Raw genomic sequence first — 22,549 nt, forward strand, 5'->3', positions numbered from 1 at the left:
TTAGCTCCTAAGATCCTAGTCCAAACATTCTAATCATCAGCAGCATCAGAGTCTGGAGTTTGCTTACTTTAAAATATTTCAAACCTTATCCCATCCAATTTTCATATTTCAAATGAATTAGTGTGTTTAACTATATAAGTAATCACTTACTGGAGAAGCTTTTTCAACTGAAGTGATTATTTTTGGAGAATAAATTAAACCACTGGTTTTGTATAAATTATAATCAAGCAAGCTGAGCCTAATTCATGCTAAAATGCTCGGCTTTCATCTTTGATCTAATTTTAGATCTCCTATCATCTGCCAGCCGAGAATTGCTAGCCATGTCTACTGCTTATACCATGCAGACTGCGCCAAAAGCGTTGTTTGATTACGACAAATATTGGGCGTCTTGCTTTGAACCTGCGCCATTTTTGCCGATGTCACGTGAGGAGATGGATCAACTCGGTTGGGATAGTTGTGACTTTATTTTAGTCTGCGGTGATGCGTATATTGACCATCCCTCTTTCTGTTCGGGCATTATTGGCCGTACTTTGGAGGCTCAAGGTTTCCGTGTCGGGATTATTGCCCAGCCGGACTGGACCAGCGTGGATGCATTCCGTGTCTTGGGTAAACCGAATATTGCCTGGGGTGTAACGGCAGGGAATATGGATTCCATGATCAACCGTTATACTGCTGACCGTAAAATCCGTTCAGATGATGCTTATTCTCCAGATAACGTAGCGAATAAACGTCCTGACCGCGCGGCAACCGTATATTGCCAACGTGTGCGTGAAGCTTATCCCGATGTGCCTGTGCTTTTAGGCGGTATCGAAGCTTCATTGCGTCGTATTGCACATTATGACTATTGGTCAGACAAAGTCCGTCGTTCAGTGTTGATGGATTCTAAAGCTGATCTTCTCATGTATGGTAATGGTGAGCGTTCGATTACTGAAGTAATGCATCGTTTGGCCAAAGGCGAAAAAATTCACGAAATTACTGATGTTCGTGGCACTGCATTTATCGTGAATAAGTTAAACCGTCCATCTAAAGCCAAGTTTGTGGAAATTGCATCGAATGATGTCGATACTATTGGTCGTGTAGATCCGATCATCAATCCTTATGTGATGACTGAAGACTTGGATGGCTGTGAAATTGAAAAAGATAAGGGTAATTCTTTAACCCAATACCAAAATTTCCAAAAAGAAATTGTTACGAATCAAATTGTTCGTGAAGGGGATCAACTCGATCCTGATACGCAAATTGTACAGTTACAGCCCGCATCCAAAGCAATTAAACACAAATTGCCACCACGTGAACTGGCGGTAATTCGTTTGCCTGCATTTGAAGAAGTGGTCAATGATCCTGTGCTGTATGCCCATGCCAACCGTATTTTGCACTTGGAAACCAATCCCGGGAATGCCCGTGCCCTGGTACAAAAGCATGGCGAACGTGATGTTTGGTTAAATGCTCCACCGATTCCGTTAACGACGGAAGAAATGGACTATGTGTTTGACTTGCCTTATGCACGTCTGCCACATCCAGCTTATGGTAATGCACGTTTCCCGGCATTCGACATGATCAAGTTCTCTGTGAATATCATGCGTGGTTGTTTTGGTGGTTGTACCTTCTGTTCGATTACGGAACATGAAGGTCGTATTATTCAAAACCGTTCAGAAGAATCGATTCTACGTGAAGTTGAAAAAATTCGTGATACCGCGCCTGGCTTTACTGGCATTATCTCGGACTTGGGTGGTCCAACCGCAAACATGTACCGATTGGCATGTAAAGATCCTGAGATCGAGAAAAATTGCCGTAAGCCTTCTTGTGTATTCCCGGGCGTGTGTCAAAACTTGCATACCGATCATGCACCATTGACCCAGCTGTACCGAAAAGCACGTGCGTTAAAAGGCATTAAGAAGATTTTGATCGGTTCAGGTTTACGTTATGACCTAGCGGTGTTAAACCCAGAATATGTCAAAGAATTGGTCACTCATCACGTCGGTGGCTACTTGAAAATTGCGCCTGAACATACCGAAAAAGGTCCATTATCCAAGATGATGAAACCGGGTATTGGCACCTATGACCGTTTCAAACAAATGTTTGATCGTTTCAGTAAAGAAGCCGGTAAAGAACAGTATCTGATTCCTTACTTCATTGCGGCGCATCCTGGCACGACTGATTACGATATGATGAACCTAGCGATTTGGTTGAAGAAGAACGGTTTTCGTGCCGATCAGGTACAAACCTTCTATCCATCGCCAATGGCCACAGCAACGACCATGTATTACACCGGTAAAAACCCGCTGGCGAAAGTGGCGCGTTATACTGAAAATGTGGATATTGTAAAAGGTGAGAAGCGTCGTCGCTTGCACAAAGCTTTCTTGCGTTACCATGATCCAAATAACTGGCCAATGTTACGTGAAGCTTTGAAAGAAATGGGCCGCTCAGACTTGATTGGTAATTCGAAACAACATCTGATTCCGAGCTATCAACCGCAAGGCACAGAAGGGCAATATCAGTCGGCACGCAAGAAAAACTCGACCTTGGCGGGAGATTCTGCAAAACGTACCGGTGAAAATACTGCACGTAATCAATCACGTAATGTTGCCAATACAAATGGCAATAATCGTCCTAAAAAAGGCCAGATCCTGACTCAACATACCGGCTTACCACCACGTGAAACTGGGGAAAAACGTCCATTTTCGGGTTCTAAATCCAAAACTAAATCTAAGCCTAAGTCAAAAGCTTGATTTAAAAATCAAAAAAGGACGCTTAGGCGTTCTTTTTTATCATTCAATTAAATAGCACTCTAATGAAAACAGCTCATCGGAATTGTAGGACAATATGCAAAAGTAGTCTTGCATCCCTACTGTGCCTTGAGCTACAGTAATTCGGTGTCAGATAATGGATGAATCCTAGGCATAGATGTAAAAAATAAAATCAGTGCAACTTTTTGTCAGCATTTATAATGATTTTGTCATGATTGAATGCAGTTCGTTTGCTTGAAATATTTAATAAAAATAAGCGTTGTATACTGAGGTTGATAACAAGCATCGGTGTGACACCGGAAAGACTATAAAAAATTAAAGGATTAAGAGGATGATAATTTATATTTTGGTAGGAAGTTTACTTCTGTTTGGCATTCTGCTGAAGGCTTGGAAAAGTCTGGAAGGTAGTGCTAAACAGCAAGATAGTGCTTTAAAACAAAGGGCTATTTTTAATATTAGTGAACAGATAACCTTTACACGCCTTAAAGAAATATTGCCGCGCAGTACCGTGTTGGTTCATGTTTCATTTGATGCCTTGCTGACGACCAAATACAGCCGTACCCGCCATAAATATCGCAATATGGTGGCAGATTTTGTGATTCTGGATGAACATCATCAGGTGCTTGCCATTATTGCATTGGATGATCCTATGGCCTTACGGCATCCGCAAAATGCCCAATATCAGGATGCGCTGTTGGCGATGGCCGGGTATCGGGTGATTCGTTATGAAGATGTGCCGGAATATTTTCAGTTAAGACAAGATTTTTTAATTGAAAACCCTACTGATTTTCAGCTAGATGAGTTAACAGAAGCTTCAATAAAAAAGTATGATTTTTATCCAGATTTAGGCCGTAAGAAAATCCGAATGTTAGGTTAAATCAGCATAAGCATGAATGACATTCATGCTTATTTTTTTGCATTTTTAATGCGATGCACGAACAGCAGTAACCGTCATTTCCACCAAAACATCAGGGGCATACAGCTTGGCTTCGACACAGGTACGGGGCAGGGCTTCAATATCAGTCACCCAGGCATCCCAGATTTCATTCATTGCTGCGTAGTCATTTTCAATATCTTTTAAATAAATAGTTACAGACATAATCTGGCTCTTGTCTGTACCCGCATCTGCCAGCAAGCGATCAATAATTTCCAGGGTTTGTCGGGTTTGACCTTTAATATCCAGTGTGGTATCTGTAGCCAATTGACCAGCCAGATATACCAGATTGCCTGAAATAGCAATTTCAGAAAAGCGCTTTTCAACATGCAGGCGTTGTACTGTCATAATATAAGTCCTATATTTTTGGCATAGTTGCTGCGAGCCATATCTTGGTCATACAAGCCTGCAGCTAGGTAGATGACAACATCATAATGCCATGAGCCTTTAGCGTAAATCATTTATCGAGCAGCCATGGTTAAGCTAAAGCTGTCGCAGAAGAGATTTTTAAAATTAACGGGAAAATTAGAATATGCAGCCTGAAATAGACTGTTTTTTAAGAATGTATAGAGAGGTGTAAAAGGATATGTAAGAGGTAGAAGAGAGAAGCCATGCTGTTCAACAGAGTTGCCCTGTAATATTCGGATTTGATCGTCACGCCAATCACAGGACAGCATGCTAAAAGTAAAGGTGATTTTTAGCATCTCGGCGTTTACATGGATAAATGTATCGCGCCCATAGAGTACCGCAAAAATACCTGTTGTGTGTAATCAATTGGTCTAATTACATTCTTTTGGTTGAAAAACACGCAAAATATTACCAAAGAGAAAGCTGTGACTGATCTTGCTGATCGGAAAGCTGATACAGCCCAACGCCAATGAGGCGAAATTGAAAATGTTTCGGAATATGCATTTCAATGAGTAGCTGTTGCAACACCTGTTCCAGTTGTTGCCGATTTTGCAAAGGCTGTTTGAAACTCTTGCTGTGTTGTAAGACCTGAAAATTTTTTAACTTGAGTTTGGCTGAAACGCCGCGTGCGCAAAGTTGTTTGCGTTCTAAACTGTTCCAGACTTGGTCAATCAGTCGAGGCCAAGAGTTCTGGCATTGGGTTAAGGTCAGGTCATCATCAAAGGTGGTTTCTTTGGAAATTTGCTGGCGTTCGCGCTCCGCCTGAACCGGACGTTCATCAATCCCTTGAGCATAGAGAAAAAGTTGTTTGCCATATTTGCCAAAATGCTGTACCAGCACATTCTGCTCAATTTTTTGTAAATCGCCCAGTGTTTGCAATTGCAGCAGTTTTAATTTTTCTTGCATTACTTTTCCCACACCGGGAATTTTTTTCAGCGGTAAATCCTGAATAAAGTGCTGCACCTGTGAGGGCTTAATCACACAGATGCCATTGGGTTTGTTCCAGTCTGAAGCAATTTGGGCTAAAAATTTATTCGGTGCTACGCCAGCAGAAGCGGTGAGACCCGTTGCCTGAAAAATGTCTTCCCGAATACATATGGCCACTTCAGTTGCACTGGGAATATTTTTCAGATTTTCAGTCACATCTAAATAGGCTTCATCTAAAGACAAAGGTTCAATGAGCGGGGTATAACGCTGAAACACCTGATGAATTTGCGCAGAGACCGCACGGTATTTTTCAAAGTCAGGTTCAATCACGACCACTTGCGGGCAGCGCTTGCGGGCTTGTGACATCGACATGGCAGAGCGCAATCCGAACTCGCGCGCCGGGTAGGATGCTGCACAAATGACGGCCCGTGGATGATGTGAAGACACGACTACAGGCAAATGCTTTAACTCTGGCCGGTCTTTCAGTTCCACGGATGCAAAAAAGGCATCCATATCGATGTGAATGATTTTTCTCATGCAGTCCCAAATTCTGCCTGTACATGCTGGACTAGTATCTCATCTTCATTGATCAAATTGTAGAGCAGGATCAGGTGGATACGACACAGGCTGACTGAGTAAAACCAGCCGGGTGTGTTGTTGTTCAGCCGCTTGAATCAGAATCTTTAAGCTTTGTTCGGTGTTGTCCGCCAGATAAGGTAAAAATTCCAAAGGTTGATCAATCGGCTTGAAAAAATTGTCCCAATGAATGGGTACAACCACTTTAGGTTTTAAGGTTCTCAGGGTTTGATCGAGATAGTTTTGCTGAAATTCTTTCGATTGGCGTGACAGCTGGGCAATGCCTAAAAATAGCGTATCGATTTTCAAATTCTTTAGTTGATCTGGAATGACGCCCGTACTGGCTTTAACTAAAATGCGCTGACCTGAATGTTCAATCAGATAGTCAAAACTATGACCTTCTTTAAATGCCGAGAAGCGGGCAGGAAGTTGCAGCGGTTGGGTAATTTCTTCACCCAGATCATTGTTTACGGCAGTGGGTGGCGTATGTTGTGACGGAATGGCGGTGACCCTAAACTGGTCAAACAGCATAGTCTTAAAAGGTTGCACCTGTAGCAGTTGCTGATCTGAAACGTGTCCACCCCGGGCGATATTCAAACTACTTTTAGAGCCGACAATTTTGGTCTTATTCAAGGCTTGAGCCAAAAATGCAAGATCAAGGGCATGATCATAATGTGAGTGGGTCACCAGTATAGCCCTAGTACGCTGTAACTGATATTGATTAATAACCTGTTTAAGGATTTTGGGCTGGCTTTGGATTTTAGAAAATAGCACTTGGCTAAGCGAAGGACGACTAAAGAAACCGTCAATCAAAACTTGTGTTTTGCCATCATCGAAAAGCAGGGTGGAAACGCCAAAGAATTTGACCTTTAGGCTTGAAGATGGAGCCGCTTTTGCAGACGACGGATATTGCCATTTTTGAAAATCAGACACTTGACCTGAAGGTTGCAGTAGCAGAACCACGGCAGCCACCAGAATGAGTATGCTGATGCCGAATGCCAGCCAAAATCCTTTTTGAATTGCCATCATTTTCCCATTTTTTATGCAGTTTTATTTTTATTGTGGATCAAGATTGAAGCTTATCTTGTTATTTTTTAGGTAAATTTTCAACCTTTTTAATTGGATAGATATCATTGCCTTCTAAAAAGTGCATCCAGTCTTCTTTATCACCATTAAACACATTCAAGTCCACTTCTTTAGGGATGCCTTTAATTTGTCCCTGATTGGTATGCTGCCAGAACAGCCATTTCGGATTGCCTTTTAAATCCGGTTTGCCGTGATATTCACGTACCCAAAGTGGTGTTTTTGTAAATTCCCCAGCCAAAATAATGTTATAGAAGGCTTTGGATGTATAAAAAATCGGTTGTTTACCATAATGCTGAGATAGCCGATCATGCATGACCTGAATTTCTTTAAGTAGCTGTTCCCTGGTATAGGTGTTGATGCAGTGACTGTCATATTCCAGATCAATCACCGGCGGCAGGGCATCGGCTTTATTGGGCACGGTTTCAATAAAATTTTGTGCCTGAATTGCGCCATCACGACATAAACGGTAAAAATGATAGGCGCCCACAGTCAAACCTTGTTCACGGGCTTGTAACCAATAGTCCTGAAATTTTCGATCTTTAAAATCGCCGCCTTCGGTAGCTTTCAGATAGACAAATTGATAACTCTTCGGTGAAATCTGTTGCCACTGAATATCGCCCTGATGATGTGAAACATCAAAACCTTTGACCGGATATTCCTGTGCAGAGGCAGGATTATGGTGCAAAACAAAAACATACAATACGATTGCAACACAGCTCAGCATGAGACCAATGCAAGAGGCATACAGCTTGTGATGATTGGATTTGGCTAATCGTTTTTTAGGCATAAAATAATTTGTGATGTTTTATCAGGCACATGATAACGCGATCTGAACATTCAGACCACGTAGTTTCTGATGCCAGCTGATTATACCGGGGTGTGGCGTGGAATTTGCCAGAAAATTGCTGCGGTAATCAGGTTAATGCATCCGAGGAAAATTAAGGTGCTGTGAAAAGCCGTCACGATTTGCTCGCTACCGAAATAGGCCGTAAACAGGTTCACCAAGGTGCCGGCTAAAGCTACCCCTATACTCATCGACACCATCATGATCATGGACAGGAAGCTGTTACCACTGCTGGCATCCTGTTGCGGTAAATCCTTTAGGGTCAGGGTATTCATGGAAACAAACTGCAAAGAATTCAGCATGCCAAAAACAAAGAAATGCAAGGTTCTTAACCAGATCGGAGTCTCCGCCGTGCTCAGGGCAAAACTGGCAATACATGCTCCGACCAATAAGGTATTGACCAACAATACCTTACGATAACCAAAGCGTTGAATAATCTGCCGGATAATCGGCTTGGAGGCTAGGGAACCCAGTACGGTCGGAATCATCAACAGACCGGTAATAAATGGTTCAAAACCGAAAGCCACCTGTAACATCAGCGGAATTAAAAAAGGTATCGCGTTGCCGCCCAAGCGCGCAAAGAAATTACCCACAATACCAATGGCATAAATGCGATTGCTAAATAATGTGCTACGAAACAGCGCATTGTGATGGGTATGCGCATGAATGGCATAAAGGATAGCTGCAAATATCCCCGCAATCACCAGCGCAATACTCCACCATAGTGACTGATGTGGACTGGCAAAATTTTCAATGCCCAGTGAAAGTCCTACCATGGCAATAACCAGTAAAATAAAACCTGAAAAATCAAATTTTTTGACGCTAGGCTCGGTCACATTTGGCATCGCTTTAAAGGTAATCAGGCAACCTAAAAACCCCATTGGAATATTAATTAAAAAAATCCAGTGCCAGGAGGTAACTTCAACCATCCACCCACCCAGTGTCGGACCAATCAGTGGACCCACCAGACCGGCCAGACTCATCAAGCTCATGGCCGATAAAAACTGGCTGCGCGGAATGACCTTGAGCATGGCCAGACGGCCTACCGGAAGTAACAATGCGCCACCAATCCCCTGAATGACCCGATAAACCAGCAGTTCATTTAAGCTGTTGGCCAATCCACATCCCAGCGATGCCAAGGTAAACACAATAATGGCTGTAAAGTAGGTATTGCGTACGCCAAAACGGTCGGCCAGCCAGCCACTTAAAGGAATACAGGCGGCGACCGAAAGCACATAGGCCACCACCACGCTATGCATTTGGAGCGGATCTTCAGCGAGACTGGCTGCCATGGCTGGAATTGCGGTATTGACAATGGTGGTGTCCAGACCTTGCATGAAGAAACCGATCGATACCAACAGAACCAGCAGTCGGAATTCAGGTTGTAGGGCTTGATGCGAAGGAGTGGCATTCATAACAATATTAAAGTGATTTTTTACAGAGTTTAAAGCAATACGTTCAAAGTGGTGTAATAAAAAGTTGTGCTATCCATTATGGGACAGCACTGTCTGGAGTTCGCTTTTTTGTGTTTGTTAGAAAGGGGGCTTAAATGGCAAAGTGTTTCGGGGCACCCAGATTTTTAATGGCATTGATAATCTGGTCGGCATGATTGCAGATAATCAGTTTGGCCCGATGCTGCGGCGGTAAAAAGCCTTCAGTAACGGCATGATCCAGCTGGCTAATCAGGGCATCATAAAAGCCATTCACATTATACAGCATCATGGGTTTCTGGTGCTGATTCAACTGTCCCCAAGTGGCAATTTCCAGAATTTCTTCAAAGGTGCCCAAGCCACCTGGCAAAGCCACAAAGGCACTGGCACGCTCGGCCATCATGGCTTTGCGTTCATGCATGCTGTGTACAATGTGTAACTCAGTCAGCTGGTGATGTGCGATTTCATAATCCAGCATAAATTCAGGAATCACCCCGACCGTTTCACCGCCACGCTGTCTGACGGCATCTGCCACTTGTCCCATAAGGCCAATACTTGCGCCACCATAGACCATGCCGAAACCCAGGTCTGCCAGTGCCTGAGCCAAAGCTACGGCTTTTTCCTGATAAATTGATTTATTGCCTGAACGTGAACCACAGTAGAGTGCTATTAAAGGTTGAGTTGTTTTGGGAGTAGGATTGTTATGTTTAGGAGTCATTTTTAATACACTGTTCATCATTATATTTTTACCATAGCATTTTATTTTTTCAGTCTCTAGCTTAACTGTTAAATATGACAGGTCGTGATCAGCCTTATACTGACTTTGCAAAGATTTGTTGAAATTGGCTGAGCAAAAAACAGCGCAGTGAGGAAAAGAGGATGAATTTCTACCTCATCTTGTTATACTAAAAATCTGTTTTCCAACAAATGAATTAACATGGGTAGTGGTTGTCCTCGCTCTGAACACTTCAATGCTTCCGAAAAAAATATACAGCATGCTGTTCATCGCATATTCAGCGATTTTAATATGAACCTTCTAAAATCAGTCCCTCATCATCCTGCGCAGGAGAACATCCAATGATCTTGGAATGGATGTCAGATCCATCGGCATGGATTGGACTGGCAACTTTAGTGGTTCTAGAAATTGTACTGGGTATCGACAACCTAGTTTTTATTGCCATTTTGGCGGAAAAACTGCCCCCGGAACAGCGTAATGCAGGCCGTATCGTCGGCTTAATGATGGCTTTGTGTATGCGGTTGATTTTACTTGCATCCATTGCCTGGGTAGTCACCTTAACTCAACCATTGTTCCATGTTTTAGATCATCCTTTTTCCGGTCGTGACCTGATTTTGTTGTTTGGTGGTGTGTTCCTTTTATTTAAAGGCACCATGGAGTTACATGAGCGCATAGAAGGCGTTCAGCCGCAAAAAGAAGACAATCCTGTACATGCTGCCTTCTGGATGGTGATTGTTCAGATTGTGGTGCTTGATGCAGTATTCTCTCTGGATAGCGTGATTACTGCAGTCGGCATGGTCAAAGACCTGTCGGTGATGATGATTGCGGTGGTGATTGCTGTCGGCATCATGCTGTGGGCATCGAAACCGCTGATGAATTTCGTCAACAAGCATCCGACCGTAGTCATTCTATGCCTCGGCTTCTTGATGATGATTGGATTCTCACTCATTGTTGAAGGTTTTGGTTTCCATATTCCAAAAGGCTATCTATACGCCGCAATTGGTTTCTCTGTGGTGGTGGAATTTATTAACCAAACCATGCGCCGTAATCAGGAAAAGATGGTGACCACTACCGACTTGCGTTACCGTACTGCTTCTGCCGTGATGCGCATGCTCGGGGGCAAGTCAGAATCGCAAAATAATGAAGCTGAAGATGTACTGGCAACCCGTGCCTTTGCCGATGAAGTCTTTAATGAAGATAATGGTGTTTATCACAGCGTGATGGTGCAAGGGGTACTTGGACTGTCAGAGCGGCCAGTGAAATCGGTGATGACACCGCGTCCGGAACTGGAATGGATTGATCTGGATGAAGATGATGCTTCGATTAAAGAACAGTTATTAAGCACCACCCATTCGCGCTTGATTGTGGCGCATGGCGAACTGGACAATATTGCCGGTGTGGTACTGACCCATAAAGTCATGAACGATTATATCGAAACCGGAAAGCTGAATTTTGAAGGTCATTTACGTGAACCGGTGATTGTGCATGAAAATGCCCAGGTGTTGATGGTGATGGAGCAGTTACGCCAGGCACCGTTACAAATAGCAATTGTATTGAATGAATATGGTTCAATTGAAGGGATTGCCACCCCGATTGATGTACTTGAAGCCATTGCCGGTGAATTCCCGGATGAAGACGAGTTTGAAACAGCTGCCGAAAGTCTGGAAGATGGGACTTTAATCCTGGAAGGTTCAACTGATATTCGCCATGTTTCCTTGCTTTTAGGTTGTGATTTGGTGGATGAATCTGAACAGTATTCAACGCTTTCCGGTTATATCCTGTTCCATCTGGGGCGTTTGCCGGAAAGTGGTGCCAAGCTGGAAGCAGACAACTATATCTTCGAGGTTGTCACCATGGAGGGCCATAAAATTGATAAGGTCCATATTATCCCGCTCAATCAAGATGCGGCTGAAGATTAATTTCATTCTGCGCAGATGAGTTTTAAACACCAAGATTGAATTAAAATAGCCCGCATAGTCGGGCTATTTTATTGCTCATTTAAATGGGAAAAATTGATGTCAGAAACACAGTGTCCATGTGGGACAGCTGATTATGCCAGCTGTTGCCAGCCACTCCATTTGGGGCAGGCCCAAGCGCAAAGTGCAGAACAGCTGATGCGTTCGCGTTATAGTGCCTTTGCCAAGCATGAAATTGACTACATTGTTAAAACCACCGCATTAGGCCAGCAACAGGCGCTGGATGTGGCTGCGATTGCCGACTGGAGTAAAGCCAACCAGTGGCTTAAGCTTGAAGTGGTGCAGGCTCAGGAAAAACTGGATAAACACCATGCCCAGGTCGAATTTAAGGCCCATTATCATGATGGCAAACAGGCTCAGGTTCATCATGAAATTTCACATTTTGTGAAGCATGAAGGTGCATGGTATTTTCTTGATCCGACCACAAATATGCACATCACCATGAAACAGCCCTGTATTTGTGGTTCAGGGAAAAAATTTAAGCAATGTTGTGCGCAATTTTTATAACTTTCTTCTAGATTTGTCTTAGAATAGCGCGCATCGATAACCCTCACTGGAAGCAGGGCAATGTTGCTATTGGTCATTTATATTATTGCGATTACGGCTGAAGCTATGACAGGCGCACTGTCGGCAGGCCGGCGTAGTATGGATTGGTTTGGTGTAACGCTGATCGCCTGTGTGACTGCACTGGGTGGAGGTTCGGTTCGCGATGTGCTGCTGGGACATTATCCGCTGACCTGGGTCAAGCATCCCGAATATCTGGTGCTAACCTGTGTGGCTGCCTTTGTCACCATCCTGATTGCCAAATGGATGCGCCATTTACGTTCTATCTTCTTGATTCTCGATGCCTTGGGCCTGATTGGTTTTACCATCATTGGCTGTCAGATTGCCTTGCAAATGGGGCATGGTTTTGTGGTTTCCGCGGTCGCCGGGGTGTTAACCGGAGTATCCGGCGGTATTCTGCGTGATATTCTCTGTAACGACGTGCCTTTAGTATTCCGCCGTGAACTGTATGCCAGTATTTCCTTTGTTTCCGTGATTTGTTATTGGATTTGTCAAGATATTGGCTTCTCGCTGGAGGTCACGGTTATTTCGACCTTAATCTTCGGTTTCTCTTTGCGCTGCATCGCCATCTATTTTGGCCTGGAAATGCCGAAATTCATCTATAAAGATGATGATGACCAGTCCGCATCTTCCAAAGATGCTTCATAAAATGACCGCCACAGGATGAATGACTGACGAAATAAGCGGTCATCATCTGTAAATTGGCGTATAAAAATCAATACAACTATAAATCCTGTTGGGAAAGCAGCATCTATTCTTTCACCAAATCAGAGCTCTTGTTATGGATTTAGTCTCACGCATACAACGCTTACCGATTGGTAAGTTTCACTATACCTTGCTATGGGTGATCGGTCTCGGCTGGATGTTTGATGCCATGGATACCGGATTGATTTCCTTTATTCTGGCCAAAATGGCCGAAGACTGGGCCATGACCCCGGATGATAAAAGCTGGGTAGTTTCCATCGGTTTTATCGGCATGGCGATTGGTGCGGTGTGTTCAGGTGGCCTTGCGGATCGTTGGGGACGTAAAACAGTCTTTGCCTCAACCTTGGTGATTTATAGTCTGGCCACTGCTGCCTGTGCTTTTGCGCCGAACCTGACCTGGTTACTGGTGTTCCGTTTCATTGTCGGACTTGGACTGGGTGGTCAGTTACCTGTGGCCGTGACGCTGGTGAGTGAATATATTCCTGCCCATGTCCGCGGGCGCTTTATTGTGTTGCTGGAAAGCTTTTGGGGTTTGGGTTGGCTGGTTGCAGCACTGGTTTCGCGTTTTATTATTCCTGATTTTGGCTGGCATGCCGCTTTCCTGATTGGCGGGATTCCTGCGCTGTATGCGCTGGTGATCTGGAAAATGGTTCCGGAATCGGTGCCGTACTTAATTAACCGTGGTCGTTTTGAAGAAGCGCATGCCTTGGTGAAAAAAATTGAAGCCAAATGTGGTGTGGAAGTCATTGAAATCTTTGAAGTCAAACCGGTGGCTGAAAAGCATGATATTAGCTTCTCTCAGCTCTGGTCAGGTATTTTTGCCCGTCGTACCCTGATGCTGTGGCTGATCTGGTTTGGGATCGTATTTTCCTACTACGGTATTTTTACCTGGCTGCCAAGTTTGCTGGTCAAAGAAGGCTATACCATCGTACAGTCTTTTGAATATGTACTGGTGATGATTTTAGCGCAGCTTCCGGGTTATTTAGTAGCAGCTTGGCTCGTTGAAAAGTTAGGTCGTAAGGCTACGCTTGCAGGCTTTATTGGGATGTGTGCACTGTCTGCCTACTTCTTTGGTCAATCGGACAATGTGACCCAGATAGTGGTGTGGGGTTGTTTGATGTCTTTCTTTAACCTGGGTGCTTGGGGTGTGTTATACACCTATACGCCAGAACAGTATCCAGCCAATATCCGTGCCTTCGGTTCTGGTTGGGCCGGAGCCATTGGTCGTATTGGCGGTATTTTTGCGCCATTTGCGGTGACTCATATGATGGTGCTCGATCATGGTTTTAGTTATGTGTTTATGATGTTTACTGCAGTTTTAATTGCCGTGGCACTGATCATTCTGGTGTTGGGTGAAGAAACCAAAGGCAAAACCCTAGAGTCGATTGGTTTATAAAATTGCTGATTTTTTAGTTGATTGACCCTTATAAAATGGATATTTTTAGTCCATAAGACACAATTTGTCGCAGAGTGTGGGTTACTGCCCTTGTGTAGTCTGCACCTGCGACATAGCATAACAACGTAGATACAAAAACGAATTATTTAGGATTTCACGCTTTTATGACCAGCCTTGTGCATCATGCGACAGAAAATCGTTCCGTAGCCGAATTTACTGAACAAGCTTACCTTAACTATGCCATGTACGTGATTATGGATCGTGCATTGCCGCATATCAGTGACGGTTTAAAACCGGTACAGCGTCGTATTGTCTTCGCGATGAGTGAACTGGGCTTAAAGCATAGCGGCAAGCCAAAAAAATCTGCCCGTACTGTGGGTGATGTACTCGGTAAGTACCATCCGCATGGGGACTCTGCCTGTTATGAAGCCATGGTGCTGATGGCACAGCCATTCAGTTATCGTTATCCTTTTATTGAAGGTCAAGGTAACTGGGGTTCGCCGGATGATCCGAAATCCTTCGCGGCGATGCGTTATACCGAAGCCAAGCTGTCGCAATACAGTGAAGTGCTGTTGTCTGAACTGGGGCAGGGCACCTGTGACTGGCAGGACAACTTCGATGGTTCAATGAAAGAGCCGGTGAACTTGCCTGCGCGTGTACCGAACATTTTATTGAACGGAACGACCGGTATTGCGGTGGGGATGGCCACCGATATTCCACCGCATAACTTGCGTGAAGTGGTCAAAGGCACCATCGCGCTGATTCGTAATCCGAATCTGTCCGATGAAAAGGTGGCGGAATATATTCCAGCGCCAGACTTGCCGACCAGAGCGGAAATTATTACTTCACCTGAAGAATTGCTCAAAATACAAACCACAGGTCGTGGCAGTTACCGTACCCGTGCGGTCTATAAAATAGAAAGAAATGAAATCGTGATTACCGACTTGCCGTATCAGGTGTCGGGTTCCAAAGTCATTACCCAGATTGCCGATCAGATGCAGGCAAAAAAATTGCCATTGGTCAGTGACCTGCGTGATGAATCGGATCATCAGAATCCAACCCGTCTGGTGATTGTGCTGCGTTCCAACCGCATTGATGCCGAAGCGGTGATGAGCCATCTATTTGCCACTACCGATTTAGAATCCAGCTATCGTGTCAACATGAACATGATTGGTGCTGATGGCCGTCCGCAAGTGAAATCGATTCGTCGCATCCTGCTGGAATGGATCGAGATTCGTAAAAATACCGTAACCCGCCGTCTGCAATATCATTTAAATAAAATTGAAAAACGCCTGCATATTCTTGTAGGTCTGATCATTGCCTATTTAAACATTGATGAAGTGATTCGTATTATTCGTGAGGAAGATCAGCCCAAACCGGTGCTGATGTTACATTTCAATATTGATGAAATTCAGGCCGAAGCCATTTTGGAACTCAAGTTACGTCATTTGGCCAGACTTGAAGAAATGGAAATGCGCCGTGAACAGGAAGAACTGGAAGCAAAAGCAGCCATTATTCGTGAACAACTGGCCAATCCTGAATCTTTAAAAGTATTGATCATCAATGAATTGAAAGAAGATGCGAAAAAGTTTGGCGATGACCGTCGTTCACCAATCGTGAAACGTGCTGAAGCACTTGCTATTAACGAACAGGACATGTTGCCGGCCGATCCGGTCACAGTGGTGTTGTCTGAAGCCGGCTGGATTCGCTCTGCCAAAGGCCATGAGGTCGATGCTGAAAATCTCAACTTCCGTGCCGGCGACCAATATTTAAGTCATGCCCAAGGTAAATCCAATCAACGGGTCTATGTACTGGACGATACCGGTCGAAGTTATGCGCTGGCCATTAACAGTCTGCCATCGGCACGTGGTTTGGGTGAACCTTTAAGCTCCAAACTATCACCTGCCAGCGGCGTCGGGTTTATTCAAATCTTTATTGCCGAAGATGACACTGAAGTTTTGGCCTTAAGTTCTAAAGGTTATGGTTTTAAAACTCAGGCTAAACAGCTGGATACCAATGCCAAAGCCGGTAAATCCTTCCTGACCGTACCGGAAGATGCTAAAGCGATGCCACTGCAGGCAATAGAACAGGCGACCCATGTAGCCTTGCTTAGTTCAGCGGGGCGTATGCTGGTGGTCGATTTGTCAGAATTACCAAGTCTGAATAAAGGTAAAGGTAATAAATTGATACAACTCGAAACAAAAGATCAAATTGTATCCATGACAATGCTTAATTTAGATGAAATAATTCAAGTGTTTGCTGGACAGCAACAATTAAAACTAAAAGGTGATGATCTTCAGAAATATATTGGTAAGCGAGGCAGTAAAGGTCAACTCTTACCACGAGGATATCAAAAAGCAAATAGACTGTTCATTCAAAGATAAAACTAGCATCCCAGATACGAAATACGCTATATATGGTGTAATTCGTGCAAATGGATGCTTTGTTGAACACCATAAAAGGAAAAAACTAGGTTCAGCAAAGAAAAAAACAGTTTAAAAACTAAGGATTAAGATTGGAGTAATACGCATTATGGAAAAGATTTGGTTCGCTGAATACCAAAAGACAGGGATTCCGGAAACTGTAGAATTACCTGCTGAAAATACCTCATTGGTTGATGTATTTGAACGTAATTTTCAAAAATTTGGCTCACGTGACGCCTTTATTTTCATGGATAAAGTTCTCACTTTTAATGAGTTGGAAGAAGCAAGTCGTAAATTTGCAACATATTTACAAAGTTTAGGTTTGGAAAAAGGTACACGTGTGGCGGTGATGATGCCAAACGTCCTTCAATATCCTGTCGTGGCATTGGGTATCTTCCGTGCCGGTCTGATATTGGTCAATGTAAACCCGTTATATACGTCGCGTGAGCTTGAGCATCAGTTAAATGACTCAGGTTCGGAAGTGCTTGTTATTGTTGAAAACTTTGCAACAGTTTATCAGGCTATTATTGGTAAAACTCCTGTGAAGCACGTTGTCGTCGCTTCTGTGGGCGATATGCTAGGTGCCTTAAAAGGTACACTGGTGAATTTTGTGTTACGTTCAGTACGTAAGCAAATCCCAGCTTGGAATATTCCAGGACATATCCGTTTTAACGCAGCAATGGCTAAAGTGAGCGCAAGCAACTATAAACGTCCTAACCTCACGCTCAGTGATACAGCGGTACTTCAATATACCGGTGGTACTACAGGTGTTTCTAAAGGTGCTGAACTGACCCATCGTAACTTGGTTGCGAACATGTTGCAGTGTGACGGTATTTTCCAAAGTAAATTTGGTGCTCAAGATGGGCAACCGGATGACCGTATTTTCTGTGCCTTACCGCTTTATCACATCTTTGCATTCATGGTGTGTGCGTTGTACGGTATGTATAAAGGTCAAGCCAACGTGCTTATTCCAAACCCGCGTGACTTACCTGCGGTAATGAAAGAACTGCGTAAATACCAGCCATCATTCTTCCCTGCAGTGAATACCTTGTTTAATGCATTGGTAAACAATGAAGAATTTAAACAGCTTGATCATAGCAAACTGAAAATGGCTATGGGTGGTGGTATGGCGGTATTGCCTTCTACTGCTGAAGCATGGAAGAGAGTTACCGGTACCAATATCATTGAAGGTTACGGTTTATCTGAAACTTCACCTGTTGCAACAGCGAATCCACCGCAATCAACTGAATTCAGCGGTACCATTGGTATCCCATTGCCACTGACTGAAGTTGCTATTCTGGATGATGATGGCAATGAAGTTGCTCTGGGTGAGCAAGGCGAAATCTCGATTCGTGGTCCACAAGTCATGAAAGGCTACTGGAACCGTCCAGATGAAACTGAAAAAGTGATGATCCATGGTTTCTTCCGTACCGGTGATATCGGTGTAATGGATTCTCGTGGTTATATCAAGATTGTCGATCGTAAGAAAGACATGATCTTGGTGTCTGGCTTTAACGTTTATCCTTCAGAAATTGAAGAAGTGATTTCTAAGCATCCAAAAGTATTAGAAGTTGCTGCGATTGGTGTACCTGATGAAAAATCAGGTGAAGTGCCTAAACTGTTTGTTGTGAAAAAAGATCCATCACTGACAACTGAAGAAGTACTTGCTTTCGCTAAAGAAAACTTAACCGGTTATAAACGTCCTCGTTATGTTGAATTTATGGAAGAATTACCGAAGTCCAACGTAGGTAAAATCTTGCGTAAAGACTTGCGTAAAACTGCATAAATGCTGCAATAAAAAAAGCGCCGTGATTGGCGCTTTTTTTTATTTGGGCCTTAATCTTTTAACAGCCATCGATCAATATAGGGACGTGCTATGCCAAAAATACCGACAAAGGTAAACATGGTACCAAATTGACGGCTAAAGCCGGGTAAATACAAGCTACCATAGCTGAAATAGTTGTCGATGAGGCAATACACCAAAATGCCTGATAGCCAGGACCATAAAGGTTGTCGTTTAATGGTGACCATCCACAAAGCTACAATTAAAATAATCAGGGTACCCAGCATAGACCAGGCATTCATATTGGCACAAATTGTAGCAACCAAGAATGCAACAATAGGCAATACGACTTTGAGTACACGATCCACTTTACGTTGATGTTGGCGTTGCTTTTCGAGTACATCAAACATTTTGTCTTGATCAGGATTGACCATCATGGATCCTTATTGCTGATTTATAAAAACACTATAATTTACAAAAAATATTGCGAAAACACCATGCTATGATAGGCAGCATAAAATTTTAATGAGAAAAATGAGATGCAAAGCATTAGCGGAATAATCTATCTCATCTTAATTGCATGTTTATTGCCCTATGTTTTTACCACTATTGCAAAAAAAACAGCAGGTTTTAAAGCACGAGACAACCAGAATCCGCGCGAATTTTTGGCTAAAACCACAGGTTTAGCAGCACGTGCCCATGCGGTACAACAAAACAGTTTTGAAAGTTTACCTTTATTTATTGCCTCTATTTTAATGGCAGAATATATGGTGGTTTCTCAAAACATCATTATGACTTTTGGTGTGGCATATATTGTACTCCGTATTTTCTACGGCATCTGTTATTTAGCCAATTGGGCCACTTTGCGTTCCATTATCTGGACCTTATCCTTGCTGTGTCCGATTTGTCTGTTGCTACTGGTGATTAAATTAACCACCTGAGCCTGAAAATGTGAAAATACATATTTTCACCCAGCAGATGTATAATCGAAAAGTTATTTAATACGCAAAAACCGTTATAATCGTTGCGGTTTAAAAAAGATTTAACTTGTTAAAGAGTGATGCTATGAGCTACAGCAATATCCCAGCGGGTAAAGATGCACCAAACGACATCTATGTAATTATTGAAATTCCTGCAAATGCAGCACCAATCAAATACGAAATCGACAAAGATTCTGATGCATTATTTGTAGACCGTTTCATGGGTACTGCAATGTTCTACCCGGCAAACTACGGTTATGTGCCAAACACCTTGTCTCTTGATGGTGACCCACTTGACGTATTGGTTGTGACTCCACACCCGGTTGAACCAGGTTCAGTCATTCGTTGCCGTCCTGTGGGTAAATTGAACATGGAAGATGACGGTGGTGTTGATGCGAAACTGGTTGCAGTTCCACACGACAAATTAACACCGATCTATAAAGACGTTCAGGAATATACCGATCTTCCTCCGCTTTTGATCAGCCAAATCGAACACTTCTTCCAGCACTACAAAGACTTAGAGCCAGGAAAATGGGTGAAGTTAAGTGGTTGGGAAGGTGCTGATGTTGCAAAACAGGAAGTACTTAGCTCAATTGCAGCTTATACAGAAGCAAACAAATAATTGTTTGTTTCGAATTTAGCCTGAAAGGCTTACACAAAAAAACCTGCACATTGTGCAGGTTTTTTTATTTAGCTTAAATAAGCTGTGGAATTAGAATAATTTCACAGGAATATCCAGGAAAATACGCCATTCGTTAGTGTCACCGATGTAATTACTTTGATAATCATTGCTTGCACGGTAGTAAGAATTACGTACGCGTAAGCTGGCATCTTTGGCAAAACCACTTTGAACAGTATATTTCACCTGGTTAAAGAACTCGCGTTCTTGAGCATCGTTACTGATCATTGTTCCCTTATTATCAGTTGCTTTGATGTCCCAACCGTAAACGAACGCTGATGTCCAAGTTAAACCAGGAACATTCATTGCACCAAAGTCATAAGTATATTGAATTTGCGCTGATTTTTCGTCATTACCAATAAAGTCTGACAGATAAGAGTTTGGCATGTAAATGGTTTGATGACCGTCACCCACACCTCGACCTAAACCATAGTCATAACCAGTATTGCCTGAGTTTTGCTGGTAAGCCAACATGACATTATGCGGACCTTTGTTATAAGTACCAGAAACTGCCCAAATTGAGTTTTGGTAATCACCATCAGCTGGACCAATGAATGAATATAAGTTGCTATTGGCGCCACGATCCCATTCAGTATGATAGCCACTGAAGTCATAAGTGAGTGAACTGTTGTTGGCAAGATTTTGCTTAAAGTTTACATTGGCATAATGGCGTTCTAATTTATTTTTAATATCAGTACCATAATATGAAGTATTCAAGTTGTCATTAACTTGATATTTTGCACCCCATACCACTGCACGGTCTAGTTCATTACCATCTGAATTGATCTGGTCTGAATACTGGTTTTTAGTGAATTTACCTGCGGTTAGTTCCAGACCTTTAATTTCACGGCTTGTTACAAGGAAGCCGTCGAAATATTCAGGAACTAAACGAGCTGTATTGCTGGCTAATACAGGCAAGTCTAAAACTTGGGTACCATAACGTACATCAGTATTAGATACACGTGCTTTTACATTGGCACCACCACGGGTCCAGTGATCATAAGTATCACCTGCACCTTTGGTGAGTTGACCTTGACTGTTTAGGCCAGTTTCACGTGGAATCATGCCATTACCGGCATGTTTATTTTCACCCAATTTAAATGAAGCATCACCCACGACACCCACACCAAAACCGATCAAGCCTTGAGTGTAGCCGGAATCCAGGTTCACAATTGCTGTTTGAGCAAAAGAGCTGGTGTCATCTACACCATTTTTTTTGTCACGGCTTAAATAGCCTGTACGGAACAATACAGAACCTTCTGCATCTTCAACAAAGCCTTTCGATTCGCTTTGCTCGCTAGCATATACAGTTGAAATTAAGGCAGCTTGAATTAAAACTGCTAAGGTAAGTTTTTTAGCTTTTTGCATTGGGAGAGAGCCTTATACAAAATGGGAGAAGAAATTGGCAGAATTGTATACGTAATGTATCGCAAAAAAAGCTTTTTTTAATACATTTTATTTAATTAAAGTTATAACGTGTTTAAATGTAAATTATACCTTTTGGTTAACAAAATATTAAAAAATTATTATTTGTGTAAATTTTTTTACAAAACAATATGATATTTTAACTCTAAATAAATTCTGGGTTAATGCCGATGCCTTATTAAAAATTGATAGGGGGTTGTGGTTTTGAAAAATGCTATTTTAGCGCCCTAAACTTTGATATCAGGCCTAAAACATGGCTTTTATCAATCAGTGATATCAGCAGAAACACCTCTTTATAATGATTTTATTTTTAAGAAAGTAGCAAGATCAGCTGATTTTTCCCTGAAATAATAAGATTTTTTGGTTAAAAAACTGGGTTTATATGTCGATTTTTTTGTTCCATAAACATGCTTTAAAAATGATCAAAAAATTGACCAAAAATTATAGACAAAGTTTTAATTTTTATTGTTCAGTTTATCTTTGAGTAAAATCTTAATCATTTCATAGCTGGAATAAATTCTGCTAAGTCCACATAAGATTGTATTATTTTTTGCGCGCAATAAGTGCCTGATTTATATGAGTCGAAAATACGCTCTGATCATTAGCAAAAAAGTCCATATGAGGCTTTGGTGTATAAAATGTGGGCAGTGAGATGAAAATCATGATCTGTTTTTAGCTATCAGTTGGGCATAGGTACATAAAAGCTGATTCATCCTTGGTTTCGCAGCTATTGGCCAGTCTAGGCCAGGACTTTTGAATAATCGTGTGCAGATCAAGATTAAGGTTTTAAACATAACTTTGCAGGAGGTCATGCTCCCGACCTCTACTGCGATGTGTGCTTAATAGGTCAGTAAGTCAAGCATGGCCAATATTGCTTGATTAAAGCGTGAGAAGGTAGCAGCTTATTTTGATAGAGATTTTTGAGCCGGT

18 protein-coding genes are annotated in these 22,549 nt (G+C 42.6%); 10 read left to right on the forward strand and 8 right to left on the reverse strand.

All coding sequences use genetic code 11. The features are described 5' to 3' along the window. Positions 1-320: 320 nt before the first annotated feature. Complete coding sequence (locus WAE57_RS10440) at positions 321-2,729, forward strand: YgiQ family radical SAM protein (protein ID WP_337710587.1); 2,409 nt, start codon at positions 321-323, stop codon at positions 2,727-2,729. 349 nt (positions 2,730-3,078) lie between these two features. After that, positions 3,079-3,624 carry a DUF2726 domain-containing protein gene (locus WAE57_RS10445; protein WP_086174178.1) on the forward strand — a complete coding sequence of 182 codons (546 nt, stop codon included), beginning with the start codon at positions 3,079-3,081 and terminating at the stop codon, positions 3,622-3,624. Positions 3,625-3,669: 45 nt separating this feature from the next. Here the strand turns inward: WAE57_RS10445 and WAE57_RS10450 are convergent, their stop codons facing one another. The 6 genes from WAE57_RS10450 to WAE57_RS10475 all read right to left on the reverse strand — a co-directional run bounded on the left by WAE57_RS10450 (position 3,670) and on the right by WAE57_RS10475 (position 9,688). Further along, complete coding sequence (locus tag WAE57_RS10450; RefSeq protein ID WP_337710588.1) at positions 3,670-4,029, reverse strand: RidA family protein; 360 nt, start codon at positions 4,027-4,029, stop codon at positions 3,670-3,672. 468 nt (positions 4,030-4,497) lie between these two features. Beyond that, entirely contained in the window at positions 4,498-5,553 is a 1,056-nt protein-coding gene (dinB, locus tag WAE57_RS10455; protein ID WP_337710589.1) for a DNA polymerase IV, read from the reverse strand. Between the two features lie 45 nt (positions 5,554-5,598). Further along, positions 5,599-6,618 carry an MBL fold metallo-hydrolase gene (locus WAE57_RS10460; protein WP_337710590.1) on the reverse strand — a complete coding sequence of 340 codons (1,020 nt, stop codon included), beginning with the start codon at positions 6,616-6,618 and terminating at the stop codon, positions 5,599-5,601. Positions 6,619-6,679: 61 nt separating this feature from the next. Next, the gene (locus WAE57_RS10465) at positions 6,680-7,465 is read right to left on the reverse strand and encodes a GH25 family lysozyme (protein WP_337710591.1); all 786 of its coding nucleotides are present in this window, start codon (positions 7,463-7,465) and stop codon (positions 6,680-6,682) included. 80 nt (positions 7,466-7,545) lie between these two features. Continuing rightward, positions 7,546-8,937 carry a multidrug transporter subunit MdtD gene (gene mdtD, locus WAE57_RS10470; protein WP_337710592.1) on the reverse strand — a complete coding sequence of 464 codons (1,392 nt, stop codon included), beginning with the start codon at positions 8,935-8,937 and terminating at the stop codon, positions 7,546-7,548. A gap of 130 nt (positions 8,938-9,067) precedes the next feature. After that, positions 9,068-9,688 (reverse strand): TIGR00730 family Rossman fold protein, encoded by a 621-nt coding sequence (locus WAE57_RS10475; protein ID WP_337710646.1) that lies wholly within the window; start codon positions 9,686-9,688, stop codon positions 9,068-9,070. A 341-nt stretch (positions 9,689-10,029) separates the two neighbouring features. On the opposite strand from WAE57_RS10475, the gene WAE57_RS10480 reads away from it, so the two are divergent. The 6 genes from WAE57_RS10480 (at position 10,030) to WAE57_RS10505 (ending at position 18,538) form a co-directional block, all read left to right on the forward strand. Continuing rightward, on the forward strand, positions 10,030-11,607 hold the full coding sequence (locus WAE57_RS10480; protein WP_237787437.1) for a TerC family protein: 1,578 nt from the start codon (positions 10,030-10,032) through the stop codon (positions 11,605-11,607). A gap of 96 nt (positions 11,608-11,703) precedes the next feature. Continuing rightward, positions 11,704-12,171, forward strand: coding sequence for a YchJ family protein (locus tag WAE57_RS10485; RefSeq protein WP_337710593.1), 468 nt, complete (start codon positions 11,704-11,706; stop codon positions 12,169-12,171). A gap of 60 nt (positions 12,172-12,231) precedes the next feature. Further along, positions 12,232-12,876 carry a trimeric intracellular cation channel family protein gene (locus tag WAE57_RS10490; RefSeq protein WP_086174171.1) on the forward strand — a complete coding sequence of 215 codons (645 nt, stop codon included), beginning with the start codon at positions 12,232-12,234 and terminating at the stop codon, positions 12,874-12,876. Between the two features lie 133 nt (positions 12,877-13,009). Continuing rightward, entirely contained in the window at positions 13,010-14,329 is a 1,320-nt protein-coding gene (locus WAE57_RS10495; protein ID WP_337710594.1) for an MFS transporter, read from the forward strand. A gap of 164 nt (positions 14,330-14,493) precedes the next feature. After that, positions 14,494-16,713, forward strand: coding sequence for a DNA topoisomerase IV subunit A (gene parC / locus WAE57_RS10500; RefSeq protein ID WP_337710595.1), 2,220 nt, complete (start codon positions 14,494-14,496; stop codon positions 16,711-16,713). 148 nt (positions 16,714-16,861) lie between these two features. Then, on the forward strand, positions 16,862-18,538 hold the full coding sequence (locus WAE57_RS10505) for an AMP-binding protein (RefSeq protein ID WP_337710596.1): 1,677 nt from the start codon (positions 16,862-16,864) through the stop codon (positions 18,536-18,538). 50 nt (positions 18,539-18,588) lie between these two features. Here WAE57_RS10505 and WAE57_RS10510 read toward each other — a convergent pair whose 3' ends face one another. Continuing rightward, on the reverse strand, positions 18,589-18,969 hold the full coding sequence (locus WAE57_RS10510; protein ID WP_337710597.1) for a hypothetical protein: 381 nt from the start codon (positions 18,967-18,969) through the stop codon (positions 18,589-18,591). A 105-nt stretch (positions 18,970-19,074) separates the two neighbouring features. Between WAE57_RS10510 and WAE57_RS10515 the strand changes: the two genes are divergently transcribed. Both WAE57_RS10515 and ppa read left to right on the forward strand, forming a co-directional pair. Continuing rightward, a complete protein-coding gene (locus WAE57_RS10515) occupies positions 19,075-19,476 on the forward strand; it encodes an MAPEG family protein (protein WP_337710598.1) in 402 nt (133 codons plus the stop codon). Positions 19,477-19,600: 124 nt separating this feature from the next. Further along, complete coding sequence (gene ppa / locus WAE57_RS10520) at positions 19,601-20,137, forward strand: inorganic diphosphatase (RefSeq protein ID WP_237787444.1); 537 nt, start codon at positions 19,601-19,603, stop codon at positions 20,135-20,137. A 90-nt stretch (positions 20,138-20,227) separates the two neighbouring features. Here ppa and WAE57_RS10525 read toward each other — a convergent pair whose 3' ends face one another. Beyond that, on the reverse strand, positions 20,228-21,562 hold the full coding sequence (locus WAE57_RS10525) for an OprD family outer membrane porin (RefSeq protein WP_337710599.1): 1,335 nt from the start codon (positions 21,560-21,562) through the stop codon (positions 20,228-20,230). Between the last annotated feature and the right edge of the window lie 987 nt (positions 21,563-22,549).

The sequence above is a fragment of the Acinetobacter sp. NS-4 genome (assembly GCF_037402435.1).
Classification (GTDB): Bacteria; Pseudomonadota; Gammaproteobacteria; order Pseudomonadales; family Moraxellaceae; genus Acinetobacter.

Excerpts from the sequence above, each read along its gene's own strand:
- WAE57_RS10460 (WP_337710590.1), bottom strand. The coding sequence starts at position 6,618 with ATGGCAATTCAAAAAGGATTTTGGCTGGCATTCGGCATCAGCATACTC.
- mdtD (WP_337710592.1), bottom strand. The coding sequence starts at position 8,937 with ATGAATGCCACTCCTTCGCATCAAGCCCTACAACCTGAATTCCGACTG.
- WAE57_RS10475 (WP_337710646.1), bottom strand. The coding sequence starts at position 9,688 with ATGAACAGTGTATTAAAAATGACTCCTAAACATAACAATCCTACTCCC.
- WAE57_RS10495 (WP_337710594.1), top strand. The coding sequence starts at position 13,010 with ATGGATTTAGTCTCACGCATACAACGCTTACCGATTGGTAAGTTTCAC.
- WAE57_RS10450 (WP_337710588.1), bottom strand. The coding sequence starts at position 4,029 with ATGACAGTACAACGCCTGCATGTTGAAAAGCGCTTTTCTGAAATTGCT.
- WAE57_RS10525 (WP_337710599.1), bottom strand. The coding sequence starts at position 21,562 with ATGCAAAAAGCTAAAAAACTTACCTTAGCAGTTTTAATTCAAGCTGCC.
- WAE57_RS10510 (WP_337710597.1), bottom strand. The coding sequence starts at position 18,969 with ATGGTCAATCCTGATCAAGACAAAATGTTTGATGTACTCGAAAAGCAA.
- WAE57_RS10515 (WP_337710598.1), top strand. The coding sequence starts at position 19,075 with ATGCAAAGCATTAGCGGAATAATCTATCTCATCTTAATTGCATGTTTA.
- WAE57_RS10485 (WP_337710593.1), top strand. The coding sequence starts at position 11,704 with ATGTCAGAAACACAGTGTCCATGTGGGACAGCTGATTATGCCAGCTGT.
- WAE57_RS10505 (WP_337710596.1), top strand. The coding sequence starts at position 16,862 with ATGGAAAAGATTTGGTTCGCTGAATACCAAAAGACAGGGATTCCGGAA.
- dinB (WP_337710589.1), bottom strand. The coding sequence starts at position 5,553 with ATGAGAAAAATCATTCACATCGATATGGATGCCTTTTTTGCATCCGTG.
- WAE57_RS10465 (WP_337710591.1), bottom strand. The coding sequence starts at position 7,465 with ATGCCTAAAAAACGATTAGCCAAATCCAATCATCACAAGCTGTATGCC.
- WAE57_RS10480 (WP_237787437.1), top strand. The coding sequence starts at position 10,030 with ATGATCTTGGAATGGATGTCAGATCCATCGGCATGGATTGGACTGGCA.
- parC (WP_337710595.1), top strand. The coding sequence starts at position 14,494 with ATGACCAGCCTTGTGCATCATGCGACAGAAAATCGTTCCGTAGCCGAA.
- WAE57_RS10445 (WP_086174178.1), top strand. The coding sequence starts at position 3,079 with ATGATAATTTATATTTTGGTAGGAAGTTTACTTCTGTTTGGCATTCTG.
- WAE57_RS10490 (WP_086174171.1), top strand. The coding sequence starts at position 12,232 with ATGTTGCTATTGGTCATTTATATTATTGCGATTACGGCTGAAGCTATG.
- WAE57_RS10440 (WP_337710587.1), top strand. The coding sequence starts at position 321 with ATGTCTACTGCTTATACCATGCAGACTGCGCCAAAAGCGTTGTTTGAT.
- ppa (WP_237787444.1), top strand. The coding sequence starts at position 19,601 with ATGAGCTACAGCAATATCCCAGCGGGTAAAGATGCACCAAACGACATC.